A 19,807-nucleotide genomic window follows, 5' to 3' on the forward strand; every position below is an offset into this window, starting at 1 on the left:
TCCCTCAATACAATCTATGGGGGAATTATCAGATCAACTGTAATCTGTCTTGTCTGGATCGACTGATGCGACCTATTTGCTCAGCCGGTAAATCGCTCCGTTCCCCACAGACATCACCCAAATCGACCCGTCTGGTGCTTGGCGGATATCCCGAACACGGTCGGTCTCCGGCCCTGCGATGCGTTCTTCCTCATCCCCTGCCGCAGACAAGCGGCTGATCAGACCGAACTTGAGCGAACCCACAAACATGTCGCCCTCCCATTCAGGAAACATCTCGCCTGTGTAAATCATCATTCCCGACGGCGCGATGGACGGGTCCCAGTAATGCACAGGCTGTTGCAGCCCGATTTTGGTCGTGCCCTCGCCAATCGGTAGGCCCGAGTAGTGCCGCCCGTAGGAAATCACCGGCCAGCCATAATTCGCCCCGCGTTGCACGCGGTTCACTTCGTCACCACCGCGCGCGCCGTGCTCGTTGACCCAAAGCTGGCCGGCTGTATCTAAAGCAGCCCCTTGCGGATTGCGATGCCCATAAGACCAGATCTCGGGCTGGGCGCCCTCTTCATCGACGAACGGGTTATTCGACGGCACAGACCCATCGCGATTGAGCCGCAAAACAGACCCGTTATGCACGCCCAGATCCTGCGCAGAAGGTCGGTCGCCGCGATCTCCTACTGTCATGAAGATCGTCCCGTCATTGGCCTCCACCAGCCGCGAGCCGAAATGCCGACCCCCGTTGGAACCGCGCTCGATCTCAAAGAGAACGCGCACGTTCTGCAACGCCGTGCCATCGGCGCTCAGAATACCCGCAGCAAGCGCTGTGCCTTCCCCGCGCCCTTGCGCCTTGGCGTAGGTGAACAGAACTTCGCGGGTTTCGGCAAAGTCACGCGGGATCAGGATATCCAGCAAACCGCCTTGCCCACCCACAGCAATCTCGGGCAAGCCGCTGACCGCGATGCGCCGCCCGTTGGGGCGGAAATGCAGCAACGTGCCGCCGCGTTCTGTCACCAGAAATCCGCCGCCCGGCAAAAAGCCCATGGCCCAGGGCGCGTCCAGATCATCGGCCATGACCGAGACCTGCAGCGGCCCGCTTTCGCTCTGCAAGGCCTGCGCTGCCATCGGCATCGCCACCAGAACGCTCATCACCAGGAGTAGTCTGCGCATCACAACCTCCGCGTGTCTGTCATTATACCTAGCCACGCAACAGCGCGCACCAAGAGCCGTAACTGTCTTGTGAGATCGGCTTCCTTTAGGAAATTTCCCCGTTTATCCACTTTTCTTTCCCACAAGACGCGATAGTCTTCGGCATGGATTTGGTATCCAACATGGGAGAATACAAATGAAAAAATTGCTACTTGCAACGACCGCTGCTGCTTTGACGGCGGGCATGGCGCAAGCCGAAGACATCAAAATCGGCGTGATCCTCGGCTTCACAGGCCCGATTGAATCGCTGACCCCCTCGATGGCCGATGGTGCTGAACTGGCAATGTCCGAAGTGACCGAATCCGGTATGCTTCTGGATGGTGCCTCTGTCACCCCGGTGCGCGCGGACAGCACATGCGTCGACGCGGGCGCAGCCACGGCGGCTGCCGAACGTCTGATCACATCCGATGGTGTCAAAGGGATCATGGGCGCAGACTGCTCTGGTGTGACCGGCGCGATCCTGTCTAATGTCGCACTGGCCAACGGCGTTGTAATGGTGTCGCCCTCTGCCACGTCGCCCGGCCTGTCGGACGCCGAAGATAACGGTCTCTTCTTCCGCACAGCCCCCTCTGACGCGCGCCAAGGTGCCGTGATGACCGAAGTGCTGATGGAGCAAGGCCTGAAAGAGGTCGCGCTGACCTACACCAACAACGACTACGGCAAAGGTTTGGCCGACGCGTTCCAAGCCGAATGGGAAGCCGCTGGCGGCACCGTGACCATCTCGGCGGCCCATGAAGACGGCAAGGCCGATTACTCTGCCGAAGTTGGCGCATTGGCGGCTGCCGGCGGTGAGCGTCTGGTCGTGGCCGGTTACGTGGACCAGGGTGGTTCGGGCATCGTGCGCGCAGCGCTTGATTCTGGCGCGTTTGACACGTTCCACTTCCCCGATGGCATGATCTCGGCCCAGCTGGCTGAGAACTTCGGCTCCGAGATTGACGGCTCCACCGGGCAGCACCCCGGCACCGACAGCCCCGGTAAAGAGCTCTTTGCCGAACTGGTCGGCGACGCGTTCGATCCCAGCTCGCCTTTCACACCGGAAAGCTATGACGCCGCAGCGCTGATGATGCTGGCCATGCAGGCCGCAGGCTCTGCTGAACCGGGCGATTACAAGGATCACATCATGGATGTGGCCAACGCACCGGGCGAGCAGATTTTCCCCGGTGAGCTGGCCAAAGCGCTGGAGATTATCAAAGGCGGCGGTGACGTGGACTATGTCGGTGCATCGGCTGTTGAGCTGATCGGCCCCGGCGAATCGGCTGGTAACTACCGCGAAATCGTGGTCGAAGGCGGCGAGATCACGACAGCGAAATATCGCTAAGTCCGAACGTTTGAAAAACGACAGCGCGAGGGTGAAACCTCGCGCTGTTTCAATAATATAACGCGCGTTTTTTAAGTGCGAAAGGGATCCATATGATCGTCGTTGAAGACGTCCACAAGCATTTCGGCGGCTTTCACGCGGTCGATGGCGCGACGCTTGAGATCAAAAGCGGCTCGATCACTGGGCTGATTGGTCCGAACGGTGCCGGAAAAACCACTCTTTTCAACGTGATTGCGGGCGTTCTTAAGCCAACATCTGGCCGTGTGTTCATGGACGGTGAAGACATCACCGGGTTGGAACCGCACGATCTCTTCGGCAAAGGCCTTTTGCGCACTTTCCAGATCGCCCATGAGTTCAGCTCCATGAGCGTGCGCGAAAATTTGATGATGGTCCCCGCCGGGCAGACCGGCGAGACACTTTGGAACACGTGGTTCGGTCGCAGGCGCATCGCAGACGAGGAACGCGCCCTTCTGGCAAAAGCCGATGAGGTGTTGGAATTTCTGACCATTGACCATTTGAAAGACGAAAAAGCGGGCAATCTCTCAGGCGGGCAGAAGAAGCTTCTGGAGCTGGGGCGCACCATGATGGTCGACGCCAAGATCGTCTTTCTGGATGAAGTCGGCGCTGGCGTGAACCGCACGCTTCTCAACACGATCGGCGACGCAATCCTGCGTTTGAACAAAGAACGTGGCTACACCTTCTGCATGATCGAGCATGACATGGACTTCATCGGTCGTCTCTGCGATCCGGTCATCTGCATGGCCGAAGGCAAGGTGCTGGCCGAAGGTACAATCGACGAGATAAAGGCCAACGAACAGGTGATCGAAGCCTATCTGGGCACCGGTTTGAAAAACAAAGACGCGGTGAGCGCGTGACGAGGTGGGATTTGAGTATTTTTGCAAAGATGAACCCCCATGGCTGAGCCGTTTCTGATCGGGAAAGGGATGACCGGGGGCTACGGCTCTGGCGCGGACATCCTGCATGACTGCACCTTGGCCGTGGACAAGGGCGAGATCGCGGTCATCGTGGGGCCGAACGGGGCTGGCAAGTCTACCGCCATGAAGGCGGTGTTTGGGATGCTCAACATCCACACCGGTGGCGTGTTTCTGGATGGCGAGGATATTACCGCGCTGACCCCGCAGGCGCGTGTTGCCAAAGGCATGGCTTTCGTGCCGCAGACCAGCAACATCTTCACCTCCATGACGGTTGAAGAGAACCTTGAAATGGGCGCGTTCCTGCGCCGCGATGACATCGGCAAGACGATCGCACAGGTCTATGATCTGTTCCCGATCCTGGGCGATAAGCGCCGTCAGGCTGCGGGCGAATTGTCAGGTGGCCAACGCCAGCAGGTCGCCGTGGGCCGCGCTTTGATGACGCAACCGGATGTGCTGATGCTGGACGAGCCGACCGCAGGCGTCTCCCCCATTGTAATGGATGAGCTTTTCGACCGGATCATCGAAGTCGCTCGCACAGGCATCTCGATCCTGATGGTCGAGCAAAACGCACGGCAAGCGCTGGAGATTGCCGACAAAGGCTACGTGCTGGTTCAAGGCCGCAACGCCTTCACCGACACCGGCAAAGCGCTTCTGGCCGACCCAGACGTGCGCAAGAGTTTTCTGGGAGGGTGATGATGCGACGGCTTTGCTCCCTGATCTTCTTGTGTTTGACACCTATCGCTGCACAGACCCAAACTATAGAATGCAACGTCGTCAAGTTTTGCCATTTGGATGATCCGTGCCAAACTCCCCCTGTTGAGACCTGGATTGACTTAGATATTGATGAGAATGCTCGATCCGCCGTTTATTCACCGCGCGGCGGGTCCAGTCTACAATTGAAACAGATAGATGGATCTTTGCCACAGACGCTTCACTATGCTGGGAAAGACGCAGGTGCGGGCGCCGTTTTCGTGAGCATGTTTCCGAGCAGGCACGCAATTTTCGTTCACCATAGTCTGATCGAAGACGTTCCTGGCTCAATCACCTTCCTGACCCGTTGTGAGGACTCGTAACATGAGATTATCTCTTATTGCGCTCGGGTTGCTCGCCCCCCTGCCCGCCTTCGCCCTGACCTGCGAATATACAGTCGAGTGTTTCGAGGAAGAGGCCTGCCAGCCTACCGATTTCACCATCGACATCATCCCCGGTGATCTCGACACGCTCGAAGGCGTGACCTCCGGCCTGGCCGAGTTGCGGGATGTCGCGGGCACCCAAGGCGCGCATTATGTCTCGACCGATGATTTCACCGTGGTCGAGAACCGCGCGACAGGCGATGACACGCTTTTTCGCATCGTGATCGGCCCCGAAGGCGTCAGCCGGTATCAGGTGCTGATCCTTGAAGGCCCTCTTGCCGTCACCTATCACGGCCAATGCACGGAGACCGACTAGATGGATTTTCTGAACGCGATTGTTGCGCTGTCAAACTTCGTGCTGATTCCGGCGATTGCCTATGGCAGCCAGTTGGCGCTTGGCGCGCTTGGCGTCACGCTGATCTACGGCATCCTGCGGTTTTCCAACTTCGCCCATGGCGACACGATGGCTTTTGGTGCGATGGTCACGATCCTTGTGACATGGGCGATGCAGGCCGCTGGCATCTCTTTCGGGCCGCTGCCCACCGCGCTTTTGGCGCTGCCGTTTGGCATTATCGGGGCGGCTGCGCTGCTACTGTTGACCGACAAGTTTGTTTACCAGTTTTACCGCCGTCAAAAGGCTGCCCCGGTGATCCTTGTGATCGTCTCCATGGGGGTGATGTTCATCATGAATGGCCTTGTGCGCTTTATCATTGGACCCGATGATCAGCGGTTTGGCGATGGCGCGCGCTTCATCATTTCTGCGCGCGATTTCCGCGAGATGACGGGCCTGCGCGAAGGACTGGCGATCAAGACCTCCCAAGGGATCACCGTGATCACGGCCGTCATCGTGGTCGCAATCCTCTTCTGGTTCCTCAACCGCACGCGCACTGGCAAATCCATGCGCGCATTTTCCGATAACGAGGATCTGGCGCTTCTGTCTGGTATCAACCCGGACCGCGTCGTGATGTATACGTGGCTGATTGTGGCGGCACTGGCGACGGTCGCTGGTACGCTCTACGGCCTCGATAAGTCGTTTAAACCGTTCACCTATTTCCAACTGCTTCTGCCAATCTTCGCTTCCGCCATCGTGGGTGGCCTCGGCAGCCCCTTAGGCGCCATTGTCGGGGGCTTCGTGATCGCCTTTTCCGAGGTGACGATCACCTATGCGTGGAAAAAAGTTCTGGGCTACATGATGCCCGAAAGCCTCGAGCCGGACGGCCTCGTCCAGCTTCTCTCCACCGATTATAAATTTGCGGTCAGCTTTGTGATCCTGATCATCGTGCTGCTGTTCCGACCCACAGGATTGTTCAAAGGAAAAGCGGTATGAGCGAGACGATGCGCAACGTAGCCCTTTTCGCGCTTGTCGGCGGGCTGATCGTTTTGACCGGCGTGATGCAAAGCTGGAACTCGGCCTTAACCATTCTGAATATGGGGCTGATCTCGGCCATCATGGCGCTTGGCGTTAACCTTCAATGGGGCTTTGCGGGGCTCTTTAATGTCGGCGTCATGGGCTTTGTCGCCTTGGGCGGGCTTGCCACCGTCCTGATCTCAATGCCCCCGGTGGAGGGCGCTTTCGCAGCGGGCGGCGTGCGCATCCTGACGGCGCTTGTGCTGGGGGCGGCGACCATCGTCGCCGCTGTCCTTGTGCAATCGCGCCTGCATGGAAAGGCCAAGGCGTTGGCCACTGTAGTCATCCTTATTGCGGGCTTTTTCATCTTCCGTGCCGTGCTCGACCCGGGCGTCGCTGCGGTCGAGGCGATCAACCCCGCGCTTCAGGGCAATCTGGGCGGGCTTGGCCTGCCGGTTATCATCGCATGGCCCGTGGGCGGGCTGCTGGCCGCAGGCGTCGCTTGGGTGATTGGCAAAACCGCCCTCGGCCTGCGTTCTGACTATCTGGCGATTGCAACGCTTGGCATTGCCGAGATTATCATCGCTGTTATGAAAAACGAAGACTGGCTCGCGCGCGGCGTCAAAAACGTGGTCGGCCTGCCGCGCCCCGTCCCGCGCGAGATTGATCTGCAAAACGATCCGGGCTTTGTAGAGCAGGCCGCAGGCTTTGGCGTTGATCCGGTCACCGCCTCCACGCTCTTTGTGAAAACCCAATACGGCCTGCTATTCGCGCTGGTTCTCGTGATCCTGCTGCTGGGCGCACAGCTTGCGCTGAAATCGCCATGGGGCCGCATGATGCGCGCCATTCGCGACAACGAGGTCGCAGCCGAGGCGATGGGCAAGGACGTCAAAGCGCGCCATCTGCAAATCTTCATCCTCGGCTCGGCCATTTGCGGCATTGCAGGCGCGATGATGACCACGCTCGACGGGCAACTGACACCGGGCAGCTACCAGCCGCTGCGCTTCACTTTCCTGATCTGGGTGATGGTGATCGTTGGCGGCTCAGGCAACAATTTTGGCGCCGTTCTGGGCGGTTTCCTGATCTGGTTCCTCTGGGTGCAGGTCGAACCGGTCGGGTTGTTCCTGATCGAGACGCTGACAGCGGGCCTGTCCGAAGACAGCGCCCTGCGTCTGCATCTTCTCGACAGCGCCGCCCATATGCGGCTTCTGACGATGGGTCTGATCCTGCTGCTTGTTTTGCGTTTCAGTCCGCGCGGTCTGATTCCCGAACGCTGAACCATCGCGCGTACGCCCCGGACATGATCCGGGGCCTCTCACCGCTCAAGGTCCCGGATCATGTCCGGGACGCATGCTATATTGTGTTTTCCGCGTGAGATATGCCCAAAAAAAACGCCCGCACGAAGCGGGCGTTAAGTTATTGAGGCAGGTTTCATACAGGCAAGAAACCTATCGAGCAGTGCCTTAGTTATAAGCAATCTGCCGCCCCGTTCCAAGCTAAAAGTTTGAAAAGGCTGGAACACCCGAATAGGCTCTGGCTCAAAGAAACAATGGGGCACGAGGATTGTTGCGCAAATGAGATCGGTTTTTTTCCAACATATCAGAACTCTTGCCGCCGTGGTCGGGCTTTCGGCGGTCGCGGGATTCGCAAGCGCCGAGCCGCAGCACGGCATAGCTATGTATGGCGACCCGGTGCTTCCACCTGATTTTGTGTCTCTGCCTTATGCCACCCCCGACGCGCCGAAGGGTGGCAGCATCCGCTTTGGAGAGCCTGGGGGCTTTGACAGCCTCAACCCGCATATCCGAAAAGGCCGCGCGCCCTGGGGTGTGCGCACCCATGTTTTTGAAAGCCTGATGGGCCGATCTTACGACGAGCCGTTCTCGCTTTACGGTCTTTTGGCCGAATCGATTGAGGTCGGCGAGAACCGTGAATGGGTTCAGTTCACCCTCCGCCCCGAGGCCCGATTCTCTGATGATAGCCCGGTGACGGTTGAAGACGTGCTTTGGTCTTACGAAACCCTCGGGACCGTCGGCCATCCGCGCTATCACACCGCTTGGAACAAGGTCGCCACATCCGAGGCCGTCGATGACCGCACCGTGCGCTTCACCTTCAACACGGTGGATGCAGAGTTGCCGCTGCTTATGGGGATGCGTCCGATCCTGCAGAAGGCACAATATGAAGGCGTGGATTTTGCAGAAAGCACGCTGGAAATAGTGCCCATCGGCTCTGCCCCTTACGTGATCGCCGACTTCGAGCCGAACCGCTACGTCATCCTCAAACGCAATCCGGATTACTGGGGCAAGGACCTGCCCTTCATGAGCGGCCAAGCCAACCTTGATGAGATCCGCTACGACTTTTTTGGCGATGGCGATGTGGTTTTCGAGGCTTTCAAAGCCGGAGAGATCACCAGTTACCGCGAAACGAACGCCGCCAAGTGGGAGGCACAATACGACTTTCCCGCCGTGCGGTCGGGTGACATCGTCCAGTCATTGATCCCGCATCAGCGCCCGTCGGGTATCGAGGGCTTCGTGATGAACACCCGCCGCGACGTTTTTGCCGACTGGCGCGTGCGCGACGCGATGCTGCATGCGTTCAATTTCGAATTCATCAACCAGACGCTCAATGGCGGCGTGCAGCCGCGCATAACCTCTTACTTCTCGAATTCTGTTCTGGGCATGCAAGAAGGTCCCGCGGAAGGCCGCGTGGCCGAGCTGCTGGAGCCTTTCGCGGAAAGCCTCCTGCCCGGCGCGCTTGAAGGCTACACCCTGCCTGTCTCAGACGGGTCCGCCCGCAATCGGGGCAACATGCGCCGTGCGCTGGGGCTGTTGGAAGAGGCCGGATATACCGTCGAAAACGGCGTGATGATCGGCCCTGATGGCCAGCCCATGCGGTTCGAGATTTTGCTGCAACAAGGCGCCACGGCAACCGGGCAGATCATGGACCTCTTTGCCGATGCGCTCAAACAGATGGGGATCACACCGCAGATCACCACCGTCGATAGCGCCCAATTTCAGGAGCGCACCACGAATTACGATTTCGATATGGCCTATTATCGCCGCGGACTGTCGCTCAGCCCCGGTAACGAGCAATTGCTCTATTGGGGCAGCGACGGGGTTGATCAGCCCGGCACCCGCAACTGGATGGGTGTCAGCAACCCCGCGATCGAGGCGATGATCAACGAGATGCTCAACGCCTCCGATCAGGATGATTTCCGCGCCGCCGTGCGCGCATTGGACCGGGTGCTGACCTCGGGGCGCTATGTGATCCCGATCTGGCACAATCCGGTCTCGCGACTGGCCCATGTTAAAGAGTTGAAATTCCCCGAGCGTTTGCCGATGTATGGTGACTGGCCCGGCTTTCAGCCCGACGTCTGGTGGTATGAGGAGTGACACCGATGATACGTGTTCTTGCAATTGCGATGTGTTTGATGGCCGCTGGATGCGGCACGGTTGAAGGTGTCGGGCGGGATATCTCGGATGGCTCACGTACGGTGCGTGGCTGGTTCTGATCTGTCACAAGGCTGTTACACTGGCGACCTAGGGCAAGGGCATGAATATCCTCGTCCTGTGCACCGGCAACTCGGCCCGCTCGATCATCCTTGAAAAGCTGTTGGATCGCCTTGGCGGCGATGGTGTGACCACCTATTCGGCGGGCTCCACGCCGGCCGGCAAGGTGCATCCGCAAACGCTGATAATGCTGGGCGACAAGGGCTATGACCTCTCCGATGCCCGCTCCAAAAGCTGGGACGAATTTGCCGAACCCGGCGCGCCGGGGATGGATGTGGTCATCACCGTCTGCGGCTCTGCGGCATCAGAGACCTGCCCGATCTGGCCCGGTGCGCCTGTGCGTGGCCATTGGGGCGTCGAAGACCCCGCCGCCGCTGCAGAACCCGATTGGGACGCCGCCTTTGCGACCGCCTATGACGAGTTGGAAAAGCGCGCAGAGGCCTTTGTCGCTGCCGATATCCACACCATGAGCCGTGCCGATCTGCAAGCCCATGTCAGCAGCATCGAGGCGACCGCCTGAGACAGGCTGACCCATGTGACAGCCTGTCTGTTCCACTCGCACCCTGACTGCGCATAATCTGATCCATGCGAGGGCGACCGAGGAGGCGTCCGATGTTTTGGGACCACTTAATCAAATCATGGCAGATCAGTCTGCCCATGATCCGTTCACGATTTCCCCATGCTGATGAGCGCGCTCTGGACGCCCTCCACAAAGGGCATCACTGCTTTGCGGAACTCATGGCCCGCACCCACGATCTGACAGTGTTTGAGGCCCGCGAAGAGGTGGAGGATTGGCTCCACATTCTGCATATCTCGGAATTTGAGAGGTCAGACGTGGCCTAGCTGGCAAGCGACGTGACCCACAGGATCGTGGCATCCTCGGCACTGGTCGAGACCACGTTATGACCCATGCTGGCGTCGTAATACGCACTGTCGCCGCGGGCCAGATCGACGGGTTCGTAGAACTCGGTGTAAAGCCGCAAGGTGCCGGTCAGCACATATAAAAACTCTTCGCCGTCATGGCGCACCCAGCCTTCGAATTCCTCAAAACTGCGCGCCCGGATCGTGGCACGGTAGGGCAGCATCTGCTTTTTGCTCAGCGACGCGGCCAGCAACTCATGCTCATAGGTCGTTGTGGCATGGCCTGACCCCTGCCCCGAAATCGTGACCGCCATCCGCCCATTGGCCTGCGTCTTGGCAGGCGGCGTAAAAAGCTGCGGGACCGAGATTTTTAGCCCTTCCGCCAGCTTTTTCAGCGCCTCATAGGTGGGCGACATCTGACCGTTCTCGATCTTTGACATGGTCGACCGGGCCAAACCCGCCTGGCTGGCCGCCTGCTCCAGCGTCCAACCGCGCGACTTGCGCAGATCACGGACACGCTGGCCCAGATCAACGGGTTCAGCCGGGGTCGCATCGCCGCTTTCGCGCGCGATCTGGATCAGTCTCTTGGGGTCACTATCGGGCATGCCGTCATATAGGAGGGTTTTGCCATGCCTTGCAATGCCAGCAGCGCGGGGCTAGCGGTGGGGCATGCTCTCTGTCCGCGATACCGGCCCGTTCAAACCCGCGCCTGCCAGCTTCAACATGGCGCAATACGTGCTGTTCGCCGCGGCCCGGACGCCCGAAAAGGATGCGCTCTGCATCCTTAGCGCAGACGGCGTGCAAAGCTGGAGCTACCGCGCGCTTGAGGCCGCCATACGCGGCACCGCGACAGGCCTCTTGCAGTTGGGCCTGACCGAAAGCGACCGCGTGGTGATGCGGCTTGGCAATACGGTTGAATTTCCCATCGTCTATCTCGCCTGCATCGCCGTCGGCCTGATCCCTGTGCCTACGTCCTCCCAACTGACCCAAGGTGAGGTTGACGGCATCGTCGCCCAAATCGCGCCTGTGCTGATCGTGCAGGACCCGGCCATAACCGGGACGACCGCAGATGTGCCGACGCTTAACGCCAGCGCCCTCGCTGCGTTGCACGACCTGCCTCAAGCAGAGTTTGCGATGGGCGATCCTGAACGCCTTGCCTACATCATTTTTACCTCCGGCACGTCAGGTAAGCCGCGCGCTGTCTGCCATGCCCACCGTGCAATCTGGGCGCGCCAGATGATGTTCGATGGCTGGTACGGCCTCAGCGCCGAGGACCGCGTTTTGCACGCGGGCGCATTCAATTGGACCTACACGCTCGGCACCGGTCTGATGGACCCATGGACCGTCGGTGCGACCGCGCTGATCCCCGCTGCGGGCACGACGCCGGACCAACTGACCGGGATGATTTCTGCCCAAAATGTCAGCATTTTTGCCGCTGCCCCAGGCGTTTATCGCCAGATGTTAAAGTCAGATTCCCTGCCCGAGATGCCTGCCCTTCGCCATGGGCTTTCCGCAGGCGAACGGATGCCCGCCAGCACGCGCGCCCGCTGGAAAGCGTTGAGCGGCGTCCCGGTCCATGAGGCTTATGGCATGTCCGAATGCTCCACCTTCGTCTCCGCCAGCCCCGCGCACCCGGCCCCGCCCGGCGCGTCTGGCCGCCCTCAAGATGGCCGTCGCGTGGCACTTCTGGGCAAAGACGGCCCCGTCCCGCTCCATGACGAAGGCGTCATCGCTGTTCACCGCTCTGACCCCGGCCTCATGCTGGGCTATCTCGACCAGCCCGAGGAAACCGCCGCCCGCTTTCAAGGCGACTGGTTTCTCACGGGCGACACCGGGTCCATGGCCGAAGACGGCGCGATCACCTATCTGGGCCGCGCCGACGACATGATGAACGCAGGCGGCTACCGCGTCTCCCCGCTGGAGGTTGAGGCCGCGCTGAACGCCCATCCCCAGGTCCACGAGACCGCCGCAATCGAGCTGCGCGTGAAAGCCGACGCCTCGGTCATTGCCGCCGTCTACGTCGCCGACACACCCCTTGACGACGACATCCTCAACCGCTTTGCGTCTGCCCATTTGGCGCGTTACAAGATGCCTCGGATCTACATCCATCGCGACACCCTTCCCAAAAGCGCAAATGGCAAGCTGAACCGCCACGCCTTGCGCGCGCAATATGAGGCCAAACATGGTTAAGCTCGATATCATCTCAGACCCGATCTGCCCGTGGTGCTATATCGGCAAGACCCGCCTGGACGAGGCGTTGGCCCAACATCCCGATCACCCGTTCACCATCGAATGGCACCCGTTTCAGCTGAACCCCGACATGCCCGAAGGCGGCATGGGGCGGCGCGAATACCTTGAGGGCAAGTTCGGTGGCAAAGATGGCGCTGTGAAGGCCTATGCGCCTGTCGTGCAAGCGGCTGAAGAGGCCGGTCTCAAGATCGACTTTGAAGGCATGCAGCGCACCCCCAACACCATCGACGCGCACCGCCTGATCCACTGGGCGGGTATCGAAGGCCGCCAAACCGCCGCTGTCTCCGCCCTCTTTGGGGCCTATTTCGAAGAGGCGCGTGATATTGGCGACTGTGAAGTTCTGGCCGACATCGCCGACAGTATCGAAATGGACGCCGCTGTGGTCGCCAAGCTGTTGAATTCAGACGCCGATATCGAAGACATCCGCAAACGCGACGCCCATTCGCGTGAGATGGGCGTGAACTCTGTCCCAACCTTCATCGTCGCTGGTCAGCACGCCGTTCCGGGTGCCCAACCGGCCGACCTTTGGGCCAAAGTCATCGGCGAGATCAAAGAGCAAGTCGCCGAATGAAACCCACATTCAACACCTCGACCGTTCTGGGCATGCTCGCGGTGTTGATCGGCTCTGGCACGGTGTTTTTCCGTTGGGCCGAAGGCTGGAGCTGGATCGACGCCTATTTCTTCACCGTCGTTACGCTGTCCACCGTGGGTTACGGTTCGCTCGTCCCTGAAACCGTGATCGGCAAGCTCGGAACGACCGTGTTCATCATCACCGGGCTTGGAGTCTTCGCCCTCGCCATCAGTCATTTTGGGCAACTTGCCCTGCGCCGCCGCTTCCGCCAACGCAACCGCGATCAAGGTCCCGACGCATGACCACTCCGGGCCGCGCCGAGTTTATCGCGCTTATGGCCATGATCAGCGCAACCGTCGCCTTTTCCATCGACGCGATGCTGCCCGCCCTACCCGAAATCGCGGCAGAGCTTACGCCTGACGCGCCCGAAGGCGCGACGCTGATTATCACCAGCTTTGTCTTCGGCATGGGCCTCGGCACGCTTTTTGCAGGCCCGCTTTCGGATGCTCTGGGTCGCCGCCCGGTGATCTTTGCGGGTTTCGCGCTCTATTGCGTCGGCGCGGTCCTCGCCGTGCTCGCCAACACGCTCGAACTGGTGCTCGCCGCACGCGTCATCCAAGGCCTTGGCGTTGCAGGCCCGCGCATCGTCGCCCTCGCCGTGATCCGGGACCTCTTTTCGGGCCGCGAAATGGCGCGGCTGATGTCTTTCGTGTTGCTCGTCTTTTCCTTGGTCCCGGCCATCGCCCCGGCCCTTGGCGCGGTCATCATCTGGGGCGTCGGCTGGCGTGGCATCTTCGGCGCATTCGTCATTTTCTCGCTGCTAATCGGCAGTTGGTACGCCACACGCATGCCTGAAACCCTGCCAGCAGAAGCCCGCCGCCCGATCCGTGTCACCCTCCTTTGGAGCGCACTGGTCGAGATGCTCTCCATCCCCATGGTGCGCCTGTCGATGCTCACCCAAGCGCTCTGTTTCGGGATGCTCTTCGCGGTCCTCTCGACCACACAGCAAATGTTCGATCTGGTCTTTGACAAGGGTGCGAGCTTTCCCCTCTGGTTCGGCCTAATCGCGCTACTGGCGGCGACCGCAAGTATCGTAAACGCCCGGTTCGTCATGCGGCTTGGCATGCGCAAACTGGTGATGACGGTGCTTGGCACTCAGATCCTGATCTCATCCGCATCACTCATATCTTTCAACATGATAGAGAACGAAGCTCATCTCTTTCCGATCTTCCTCTTCTGGATCACGTCGCTCTTTTTCCTCGCAGGGATGACGCTGGGAAATCTCAATGCCCTTGCGATGGAACCCGTGGGGCACATAGCGGGCATGGCCGCCTCCCTCATGGGCTCCGTATCAACCATCGGCGCGGTGTTCGTGGCTGTTCCCATCGGATTGGCCTTCACCGGCAGCCCGATCCCGGTCGCCATCGGAACACTTACCTGTTCGATACTGGCGTTCTTGTTGACCTTGCGGATGCGCCAGTTGGAGCGCGTTGTGGTGACAGGTTAAAAACGTCCCTCAAGCCTTTGCTTTTTTGCGCTTTTTCTCTTCGATCAACTTCTCGGCCAGATCACGGGCAATCGCAAACGCGCCTTTGATCTTGTCGCTGTCTTTCTTCCAATCGCGCCGAATGACGATCTTGTTGTCTTTCACTTTGGCCAGCCCACGCTGATGCTCGATGAACTCCACCAGCCCCTGGGGCGAGCCGAACTTGTCATTGTGAAACTGGATCGTGGCCCCTTTCGGCCCACCATCCAGCTTCGCAATGCCTGCGCGTTTGCACATCGCCTTGATGCGCACGATCAGCAACAGCGTGTTCACCTCTTTCGGCAACGGACCAAACCGGTCGATCAATTCGGCGGCGAAGCCTTCCAGTTCGACCTTTGTCGTCAGCCCCGAAAGACGCCGATAAAGCCCCAGCCGTACATCCAGATCAGGCACATACTCATCCGGGATCAGCACCGGCACGCCCAGATTAATCTGCGGCGCCCATTGCCCGTCTGCCTCGTCCAGCCCGGTCAACTCACCCGTTTTGATCTTGGCAATCGCCTCTTCCAGCATCGTCTGGTAAAGCTCGTACCCCACTTCGCGCATTTGGCCGGATTGCTCTTCCCCGATCAGATTGCCAGCCCCGCGAATGTCCAGATCCTGCGAGGCTAGTGTAAAGCCCGCCCCCAACGTATCCAAGCTGCCCAGCACCCGCAGACGCTTTTGCGCGGTCGGCGTCAGTGGCGCGCGCGGCTTGGTCGTCATATACGCATATGCCCGGGTTTTTGAGCGCCCGACCCGTCCGCGAATTTGGTAAAGCTGCGACAGCCCGAACATATCCGCGCGGTGCACGATCATCGTATTCGCGGTCGGAATGTCGAGGCCACTTTCCACAATCGTGGTCGCCAGCAGCACGTCGTATTTACCGTCGTAAAACGCGTTCATCCGGTCGTCCAACTCGCCCGCTGCCATCTGGCCATGGGCGGTGATGAACGTCACCTCCGGTACTTCCTTGCGCAGGAACTCCTCGATATCCGGGATGTCCGACACGCGCGGCACCACAAAGAACGACTGCCCGCCGCGGTAATGCTCGCGCAGCAACGCCTCACGCAGGGTCACCGTATCAAACTCGCTGACATATGTGCGGATCGCCAGCCGGTCGACCGGAGGCGTCCCGATGATCGACAGCTCACGCACGCCGGAAAGCGAAAGTTGCAGCGTCCGCGGAATCGGCGTCGCCGTCAGAGTCAGCACATGAATATCCGTGCGCATCTGCTTCAGACGCTCTTTGTGCTGCACCCCAAAATGCTGTTCTTCGTCGATAATCAGCAGGCCGAGGTTCTTGAACTTGACCGTCTTGGCCAACAAAGCATGGGTGCCGATCACGATATCCACCGTGCCACGATTGATGCCGTCGCGGGTCGCCGTAGCCTCTTTTGCCGAGACAAACCGCGACAGTGTGCGCACCTCCAGCGGGAAGCCTCGGAACCGCTCCGCAAAGCTCTTGTAGTGCTGCCGTGCCAGCAGCGTCGTCGGTGCGATCACCGCGACTTGAACGCCTGACATGGCCGCCACAAAGGCTGCGCGCATCGCGACCTCGGTCTTGCCGAATCCCACGTCGCCGCAGACCAGCCGGTCCATCGGCTGCCCGCTGGCCATATCGGTCAGCACGTCTTCGATCGCATTTAGCTGATCGTCTGTTTCCTGATAGGGAAAGCGCGCCGAAAACGCGTCCCACATCCCCGGCGGAGGCTCCATAATCGGCGCCGTGCGCAACGCCCGCTCTGCCGCCACGCGAATAAGCCGGTCCGCGATGTCGCGAATGCGCTGCTTCAGCCGTGCTTTCTTGGCCTGCCACGCGCCACCCCCCAGCTTGTCCAGCAAGCCTTCCTCATGGCCAAACTTCGACAGCAGTTCGATATTCTCGACCGGCAGATAGAGCTTCGCGTTCTCTGCATATTCCAGCAGAATACACTCATGCGCGGCCCCGGCGGCGGTGATCACTTCAAGACCTTTGTAGCGCCCGACGCCGTGATCCACGTGAACGATCAGATCGCCAGGGCTTAGGCTTTGCGTCTCCGTCAAGAAGTTCTCGGCGCGCTTTTTCTTGCGCGGTGCACGGATCAGACGATCGCCCAAAACATCCTGTTCCGAGATCACCGTCAGCCCCGGCGCCTCAAAACCCGCTTCCAACGCCCAAACCGCCAGATGCACGCCCTTGGGCTGCACATCGCGCATGTCCTTGATCAGGCTGACATCACCCAGACCCTCATCATCCATCAGCCCCGACAGCCGCTCGCGCGCGCCTTCGGAATAGCTGGCGATGATTACCGATCCGTCCGCGCGTTTTGCTTTAACATGATCCGCCAAGGCACCGAAAAGGCTTATGTTTTCCTGTTGGCGTTCTGGCGCGAAACTGCGCCCGATCCGCCCGCCCGCGTTGATCACACCGGGGCCAGAGCCTTGCGCCAAAGGATTGAACTGCAACACCCGCCGATCCGTGACCGCCGTTTCCCACGCGGCATCGTCCAGATAAAGCAACTCCGGAGGGCACGGCTTGTAAACGGTATCCATGCGGCCCTTTGCCGTCATCGCCTCGCGCCGTGCGTCATACTGATCGGCAATGCTCTCCCAGCGCGCCAGACGTTGGGGTGTCAGCTGATCATCCAGCGCAAAGGACGCCTCTGGCAGATAGTCGAACAGCGTCTCCAGCTCTGCATGAAAGAACGGCAACCAATGCTCGATGCCCTGGTGCTTGCGCCCTGCACTGACCGCCTCATACAGCGGATCATCTGTGCCTGCCGCGCCAAATTCGATCCGGTAGGATTGCCGAAACCGGGTGATTGCGGCGTCATCCAGAATGACCTCGGACACTGGGGCAAGCTCGACGATCTCCAGCTTTTCGGTCGTCCGTTGGGTCGCGGGATCAAAGCGCCGCGCGCCATCCAACACATCGCCGAACAGATCAAGCCGCACAGGCCCCGCCTCGCCCGGGGGATAAATGTCGATGATCCCACCACGCACCGCATAATCCCCCGGCTCCATCACCGTGGGGCTTTGCGTGAAGCCCATGCGCACCAGAAACGCCTTCAGCGCCGCCTCATCAATCTGCTGGTTAACGCGAGCCGTAAACGCCGCCTCCCGCAGCACATCACGCGCTGGCACCCGTTGGGTTGCGGCATTCAGAGTGGTCAGCAGAATAAACTGTGACGGCATCCCATGGGCCAGCCCCGCCAAGGTCGCCATCCGCTGGGCCGAGATATCGGCATTGGGCGAGACCCGGTCAAACGGCAGGCAATCCCAGCCCGGAAAGGCGATCACCGGCACATCGGGCGCGACAAAGGCCAAAGCTGCGCGCATCGCCGCCAACCGCTTGTCATCGCGCGCGACATGCACCACCGGCGCGCCAGAGCGTTCCAGCTCTTGCACCAGCAGCGTTGCGTCAAACCCCTCAGGAGCCCCGCCAATCGTGATATGTTTCGGATCCGCCATAGGCGACGTGACCTACCCCGCCCGCCCGCGATGTCAACCGCGATCAGCCGCCAAGTGCGCCGACATTCATGTTCACATACATCCCATACATCGCGGTGATGAAAATCGCGACGATCCCGATCAGTTGCACATGAAACCGGTGGCGCGTCAGACGGCGCAGCAGGTCGTCGCCGCTCAGGTCCTTGTCGCGGATCAGACGCGCCGCAGACAGGGTCAACAACCCCACAAAGCTCATCGGTGCGAGCAGCAGAAAGACTGCCTGACTGAACTCTACCCCATAGTAGAAGCCCAAGATGCCCAGACCCGTCACCATGAAAGACGCAAAGCCCAGCAGCCACAGCCCCGAGACACGCCCGATCAGCAGATACCGGTTGGCATTCAGTCGCGTCAGCGTCTCCACATCCTCCAGCGTCGTGCCCCCCTGCCGCTTGGCGCGCAGCACCATGTCATAGGGCACGCCCAACACGTAGTGACTGGCCGACGACCACAGCACAGCCAACACGATCCAATACCAAAGATTGGAGAAAGATCGCATGTCGATCAGTTCAAAGACGGTTTGATACCAGTCCACTCGAAGGCCTTTACGTCGGTTTTTCGGCACATTAGCCGCGCAATGCGGCAATTCCTAGGCTTGAGATGGGTCTAATTCCGTGTCACCCAGATGCAACCAAGATTGCGACCAGGAAGCTCATGACCCCAGTTGTTGCCCCTTTCCCGCTCATCCGGCTGCGCCGGACCCGGAGAACCCCCGCCTTGCGCGCGCTTACACGTCAAAACACGCTCACTGTGGATGATCTGATCTGGCCCGTCTTCGTGATGGAGGGGCAGGACGAGGCCCATGCCGTCCCGTCGATGCCGGGGGTGGAACGACTGACCATCGACCGTCTCGTCGACGCCGCGCGCAGCGCTGCCGATCTGGGCATCCCCGCGATCTGCATCTTTCCCTATATCGACCCCGCATTGAAAACCGATCAATGCGAGGAAGCGTGGAACACCGACAACCTGTCGAACCGCGCCATCCGGGCCATCAAGGATGCGGTGCCCGACATCGCTGTGATGACGGATGTGGCGCTCGATCCCTACAATGCCCATGGCCATGACGGCATCGTCCGCAACGGCGAAATCGTGAACGATGAAACCGTCGACGCCCTTGTGAAAATGGCGCTGGAGCAAGCCCGCGCAGGTGCCGACATTCTTGGCCCCTCTGATATGATGGACGGCCGCATTGGTGCGATGCGCTCCGCTTGCGAGGCCGATGGCCACAAAGACGTCGCCATCCTCAGCTATGCCGCCAAATACGCCTCCGCCTTCTATGGCCCGTTCCGCGATGCGGTTGGCGCCTCTGGTGCGCTGACCGGCGACAAGAAAACCTATCAAATGGATCCGGGCAATTCTGACGAGGCCCTGCGTCTTATCCACCGCGACCTGATGGAGGGCGCGGATATGGTCATGGTCAAACCCGGCCTGCCTTATCTCGACATTTGTCGCCTCACCAAAGACCAGTTTGGTGTGCCGACCTACGCCTATCAGGTCTCGGGCGAGTTCGCGATGGTCAAGGCCGCCGCCGCCAATGGCTGGATCGACGGGGACGCGGTGATGTTCGAAAGCCTGATGGCTTTCAAACGCGCAGGCTGCGACGGAATCCTGACCTATTTCGCCATGGATGTCGCCCGCGCGCTTGATGCGTGACAGGGCGACCGAATTGCC

General features: G+C 60.0%; 19 protein-coding genes. 15 read left to right on the plus strand and 4 right to left on the minus strand.

What is annotated here, in order from left to right:
* Positions 1 to 72: 72 nt before the first annotated feature.
* Entirely contained in the window at positions 73 to 1,161 is a 1,089-nt protein-coding gene (locus tag KUW67_RS02565; protein ID WP_224823693.1) for a PQQ-dependent sugar dehydrogenase, read from the minus strand.
* Positions 1,162 to 1,336: 175 nt separating this feature from the next.
* Here KUW67_RS02565 and KUW67_RS02570 point away from each other — a divergent pair, with 175 nt between their 5' ends.
* The 10 genes from KUW67_RS02570 (at position 1,337) to KUW67_RS02615 (ending at position 10,283) form a co-directional block, all read left to right on the plus strand.
* Complete coding sequence (locus KUW67_RS02570) at positions 1,337 to 2,518, plus strand: ABC transporter substrate-binding protein (protein ID WP_224823694.1); 1,182 nt, start codon at positions 1,337 to 1,339, stop codon at positions 2,516 to 2,518.
* Between the two features lie 92 nt (positions 2,519 to 2,610).
* A complete protein-coding gene (locus tag KUW67_RS02575; protein WP_224823695.1) occupies positions 2,611 to 3,393 on the plus strand; it encodes an ABC transporter ATP-binding protein in 783 nt (260 codons plus the stop codon).
* A gap of 39 nt (positions 3,394 to 3,432) precedes the next feature.
* Entirely contained in the window at positions 3,433 to 4,146 is a 714-nt protein-coding gene (locus KUW67_RS02580) for an ABC transporter ATP-binding protein (protein WP_224823696.1), read from the plus strand.
* A gap of 381 nt (positions 4,147 to 4,527) precedes the next feature.
* Positions 4,528 to 4,902 carry a hypothetical protein gene (locus KUW67_RS02585; RefSeq protein WP_224823697.1) on the plus strand — a complete coding sequence of 125 codons (375 nt, stop codon included), beginning with the start codon at positions 4,528 to 4,530 and terminating at the stop codon, positions 4,900 to 4,902.
* Positions 4,903 to 5,913, plus strand: a complete 1,011-nt coding sequence (locus KUW67_RS02590; RefSeq protein WP_224823698.1) for a branched-chain amino acid ABC transporter permease — start codon at positions 4,903 to 4,905, stop codon at positions 5,911 to 5,913.
* The gene (locus tag KUW67_RS02595; protein ID WP_224823699.1) at positions 5,910 to 7,211 is read left to right on the plus strand and encodes a branched-chain amino acid ABC transporter permease; all 1,302 of its coding nucleotides are present in this window, start codon (positions 5,910 to 5,912) and stop codon (positions 7,209 to 7,211) included. The genes KUW67_RS02590 and KUW67_RS02595 overlap by 4 nt, the downstream gene beginning before the upstream one ends.
* 297 nt (positions 7,212 to 7,508) lie before the next feature.
* The gene (locus tag KUW67_RS02600; RefSeq protein ID WP_224823700.1) at positions 7,509 to 9,323 is read left to right on the plus strand and encodes an extracellular solute-binding protein; all 1,815 of its coding nucleotides are present in this window, start codon (positions 7,509 to 7,511) and stop codon (positions 9,321 to 9,323) included.
* 5 nt (positions 9,324 to 9,328) lie between these two features.
* Positions 9,329 to 9,442: an entericidin EcnA/B family protein gene (locus KUW67_RS02605; protein WP_224823701.1), complete on the plus strand. Its 114-nt coding sequence runs from the start codon at positions 9,329 to 9,331 to the stop codon at positions 9,440 to 9,442.
* Positions 9,443 to 9,483: 41 nt separating this feature from the next.
* Positions 9,484 to 9,960 carry an arsenate reductase ArsC gene (locus tag KUW67_RS02610; RefSeq protein ID WP_224823702.1) on the plus strand — a complete coding sequence of 159 codons (477 nt, stop codon included), beginning with the start codon at positions 9,484 to 9,486 and terminating at the stop codon, positions 9,958 to 9,960.
* A gap of 137 nt (positions 9,961 to 10,097) precedes the next feature.
* The gene (locus KUW67_RS02615) at positions 10,098 to 10,283 is read left to right on the plus strand and encodes a hypothetical protein (RefSeq protein ID WP_224823703.1); all 186 of its coding nucleotides are present in this window, start codon (positions 10,098 to 10,100) and stop codon (positions 10,281 to 10,283) included.
* Here the strand turns inward: KUW67_RS02615 and KUW67_RS02620 are convergent.
* A complete protein-coding gene (locus tag KUW67_RS02620) occupies positions 10,280 to 10,906 on the minus strand; it encodes a helix-turn-helix domain-containing protein (RefSeq protein WP_224823704.1) in 627 nt (208 codons plus the stop codon). The genes KUW67_RS02615 and KUW67_RS02620 overlap by 4 nt on opposite strands.
* Before the next feature lie 64 nt (positions 10,907 to 10,970).
* Here KUW67_RS02620 and KUW67_RS02625 point away from each other — a divergent pair, with 64 nt between their 5' ends.
* Genes KUW67_RS02625 through KUW67_RS02640 form a run of 4 tightly spaced genes read left to right on the plus strand, consistent with a single transcriptional unit; the run spans position 10,971 to position 14,629 of the window.
* Positions 10,971 to 12,491: a class I adenylate-forming enzyme family protein gene (locus KUW67_RS02625; RefSeq protein WP_224823705.1), complete on the plus strand. Its 1,521-nt coding sequence runs from the start codon at positions 10,971 to 10,973 to the stop codon at positions 12,489 to 12,491.
* Entirely contained in the window at positions 12,484 to 13,122 is a 639-nt protein-coding gene (locus tag KUW67_RS02630; protein WP_224823706.1) for a DsbA family protein, read from the plus strand. The genes KUW67_RS02625 and KUW67_RS02630 overlap by 8 nt, the downstream gene beginning before the upstream one ends.
* The gene (locus tag KUW67_RS02635) at positions 13,119 to 13,424 is read left to right on the plus strand and encodes a potassium channel family protein (protein WP_224823707.1); all 306 of its coding nucleotides are present in this window, start codon (positions 13,119 to 13,121) and stop codon (positions 13,422 to 13,424) included. The genes KUW67_RS02630 and KUW67_RS02635 overlap by 4 nt, the downstream gene beginning before the upstream one ends.
* Positions 13,421 to 14,629, plus strand: a complete 1,209-nt coding sequence (locus tag KUW67_RS02640; RefSeq protein WP_224823708.1) for a multidrug effflux MFS transporter — start codon at positions 13,421 to 13,423, stop codon at positions 14,627 to 14,629. The genes KUW67_RS02635 and KUW67_RS02640 overlap by 4 nt, the downstream gene beginning before the upstream one ends.
* Positions 14,630 to 14,638: 9 nt before the next feature.
* Here the strand turns inward: KUW67_RS02640 and mfd are convergent, their stop codons facing one another.
* Both mfd and KUW67_RS02650 read right to left on the minus strand, forming a co-directional pair.
* Positions 14,639 to 18,100, minus strand: coding sequence for a transcription-repair coupling factor (gene mfd, locus KUW67_RS02645; RefSeq protein ID WP_224823709.1), 3,462 nt, complete (start codon positions 18,098 to 18,100; stop codon positions 14,639 to 14,641).
* 43 nt (positions 18,101 to 18,143) lie between these two features.
* The gene (locus KUW67_RS02650) at positions 18,144 to 18,671 is read right to left on the minus strand and encodes a component of SufBCD complex (protein ID WP_224823710.1); all 528 of its coding nucleotides are present in this window, start codon (positions 18,669 to 18,671) and stop codon (positions 18,144 to 18,146) included.
* Positions 18,672 to 18,790: 119 nt separating this feature from the next.
* Between KUW67_RS02650 and hemB the strand changes: the two genes are divergently transcribed.
* Positions 18,791 to 19,789: a porphobilinogen synthase gene (gene hemB / locus KUW67_RS02655; protein ID WP_224823711.1), complete on the plus strand. Its 999-nt coding sequence runs from the start codon at positions 18,791 to 18,793 to the stop codon at positions 19,787 to 19,789.
* Positions 19,790 to 19,807 lie beyond the last annotated feature (18 nt).

It is taken from the genome of Cognatishimia sp. MH4019 (assembly GCF_020177595.1).
Lineage (GTDB): Bacteria > Pseudomonadota > Alphaproteobacteria > Rhodobacterales > Rhodobacteraceae > JAHTBL01.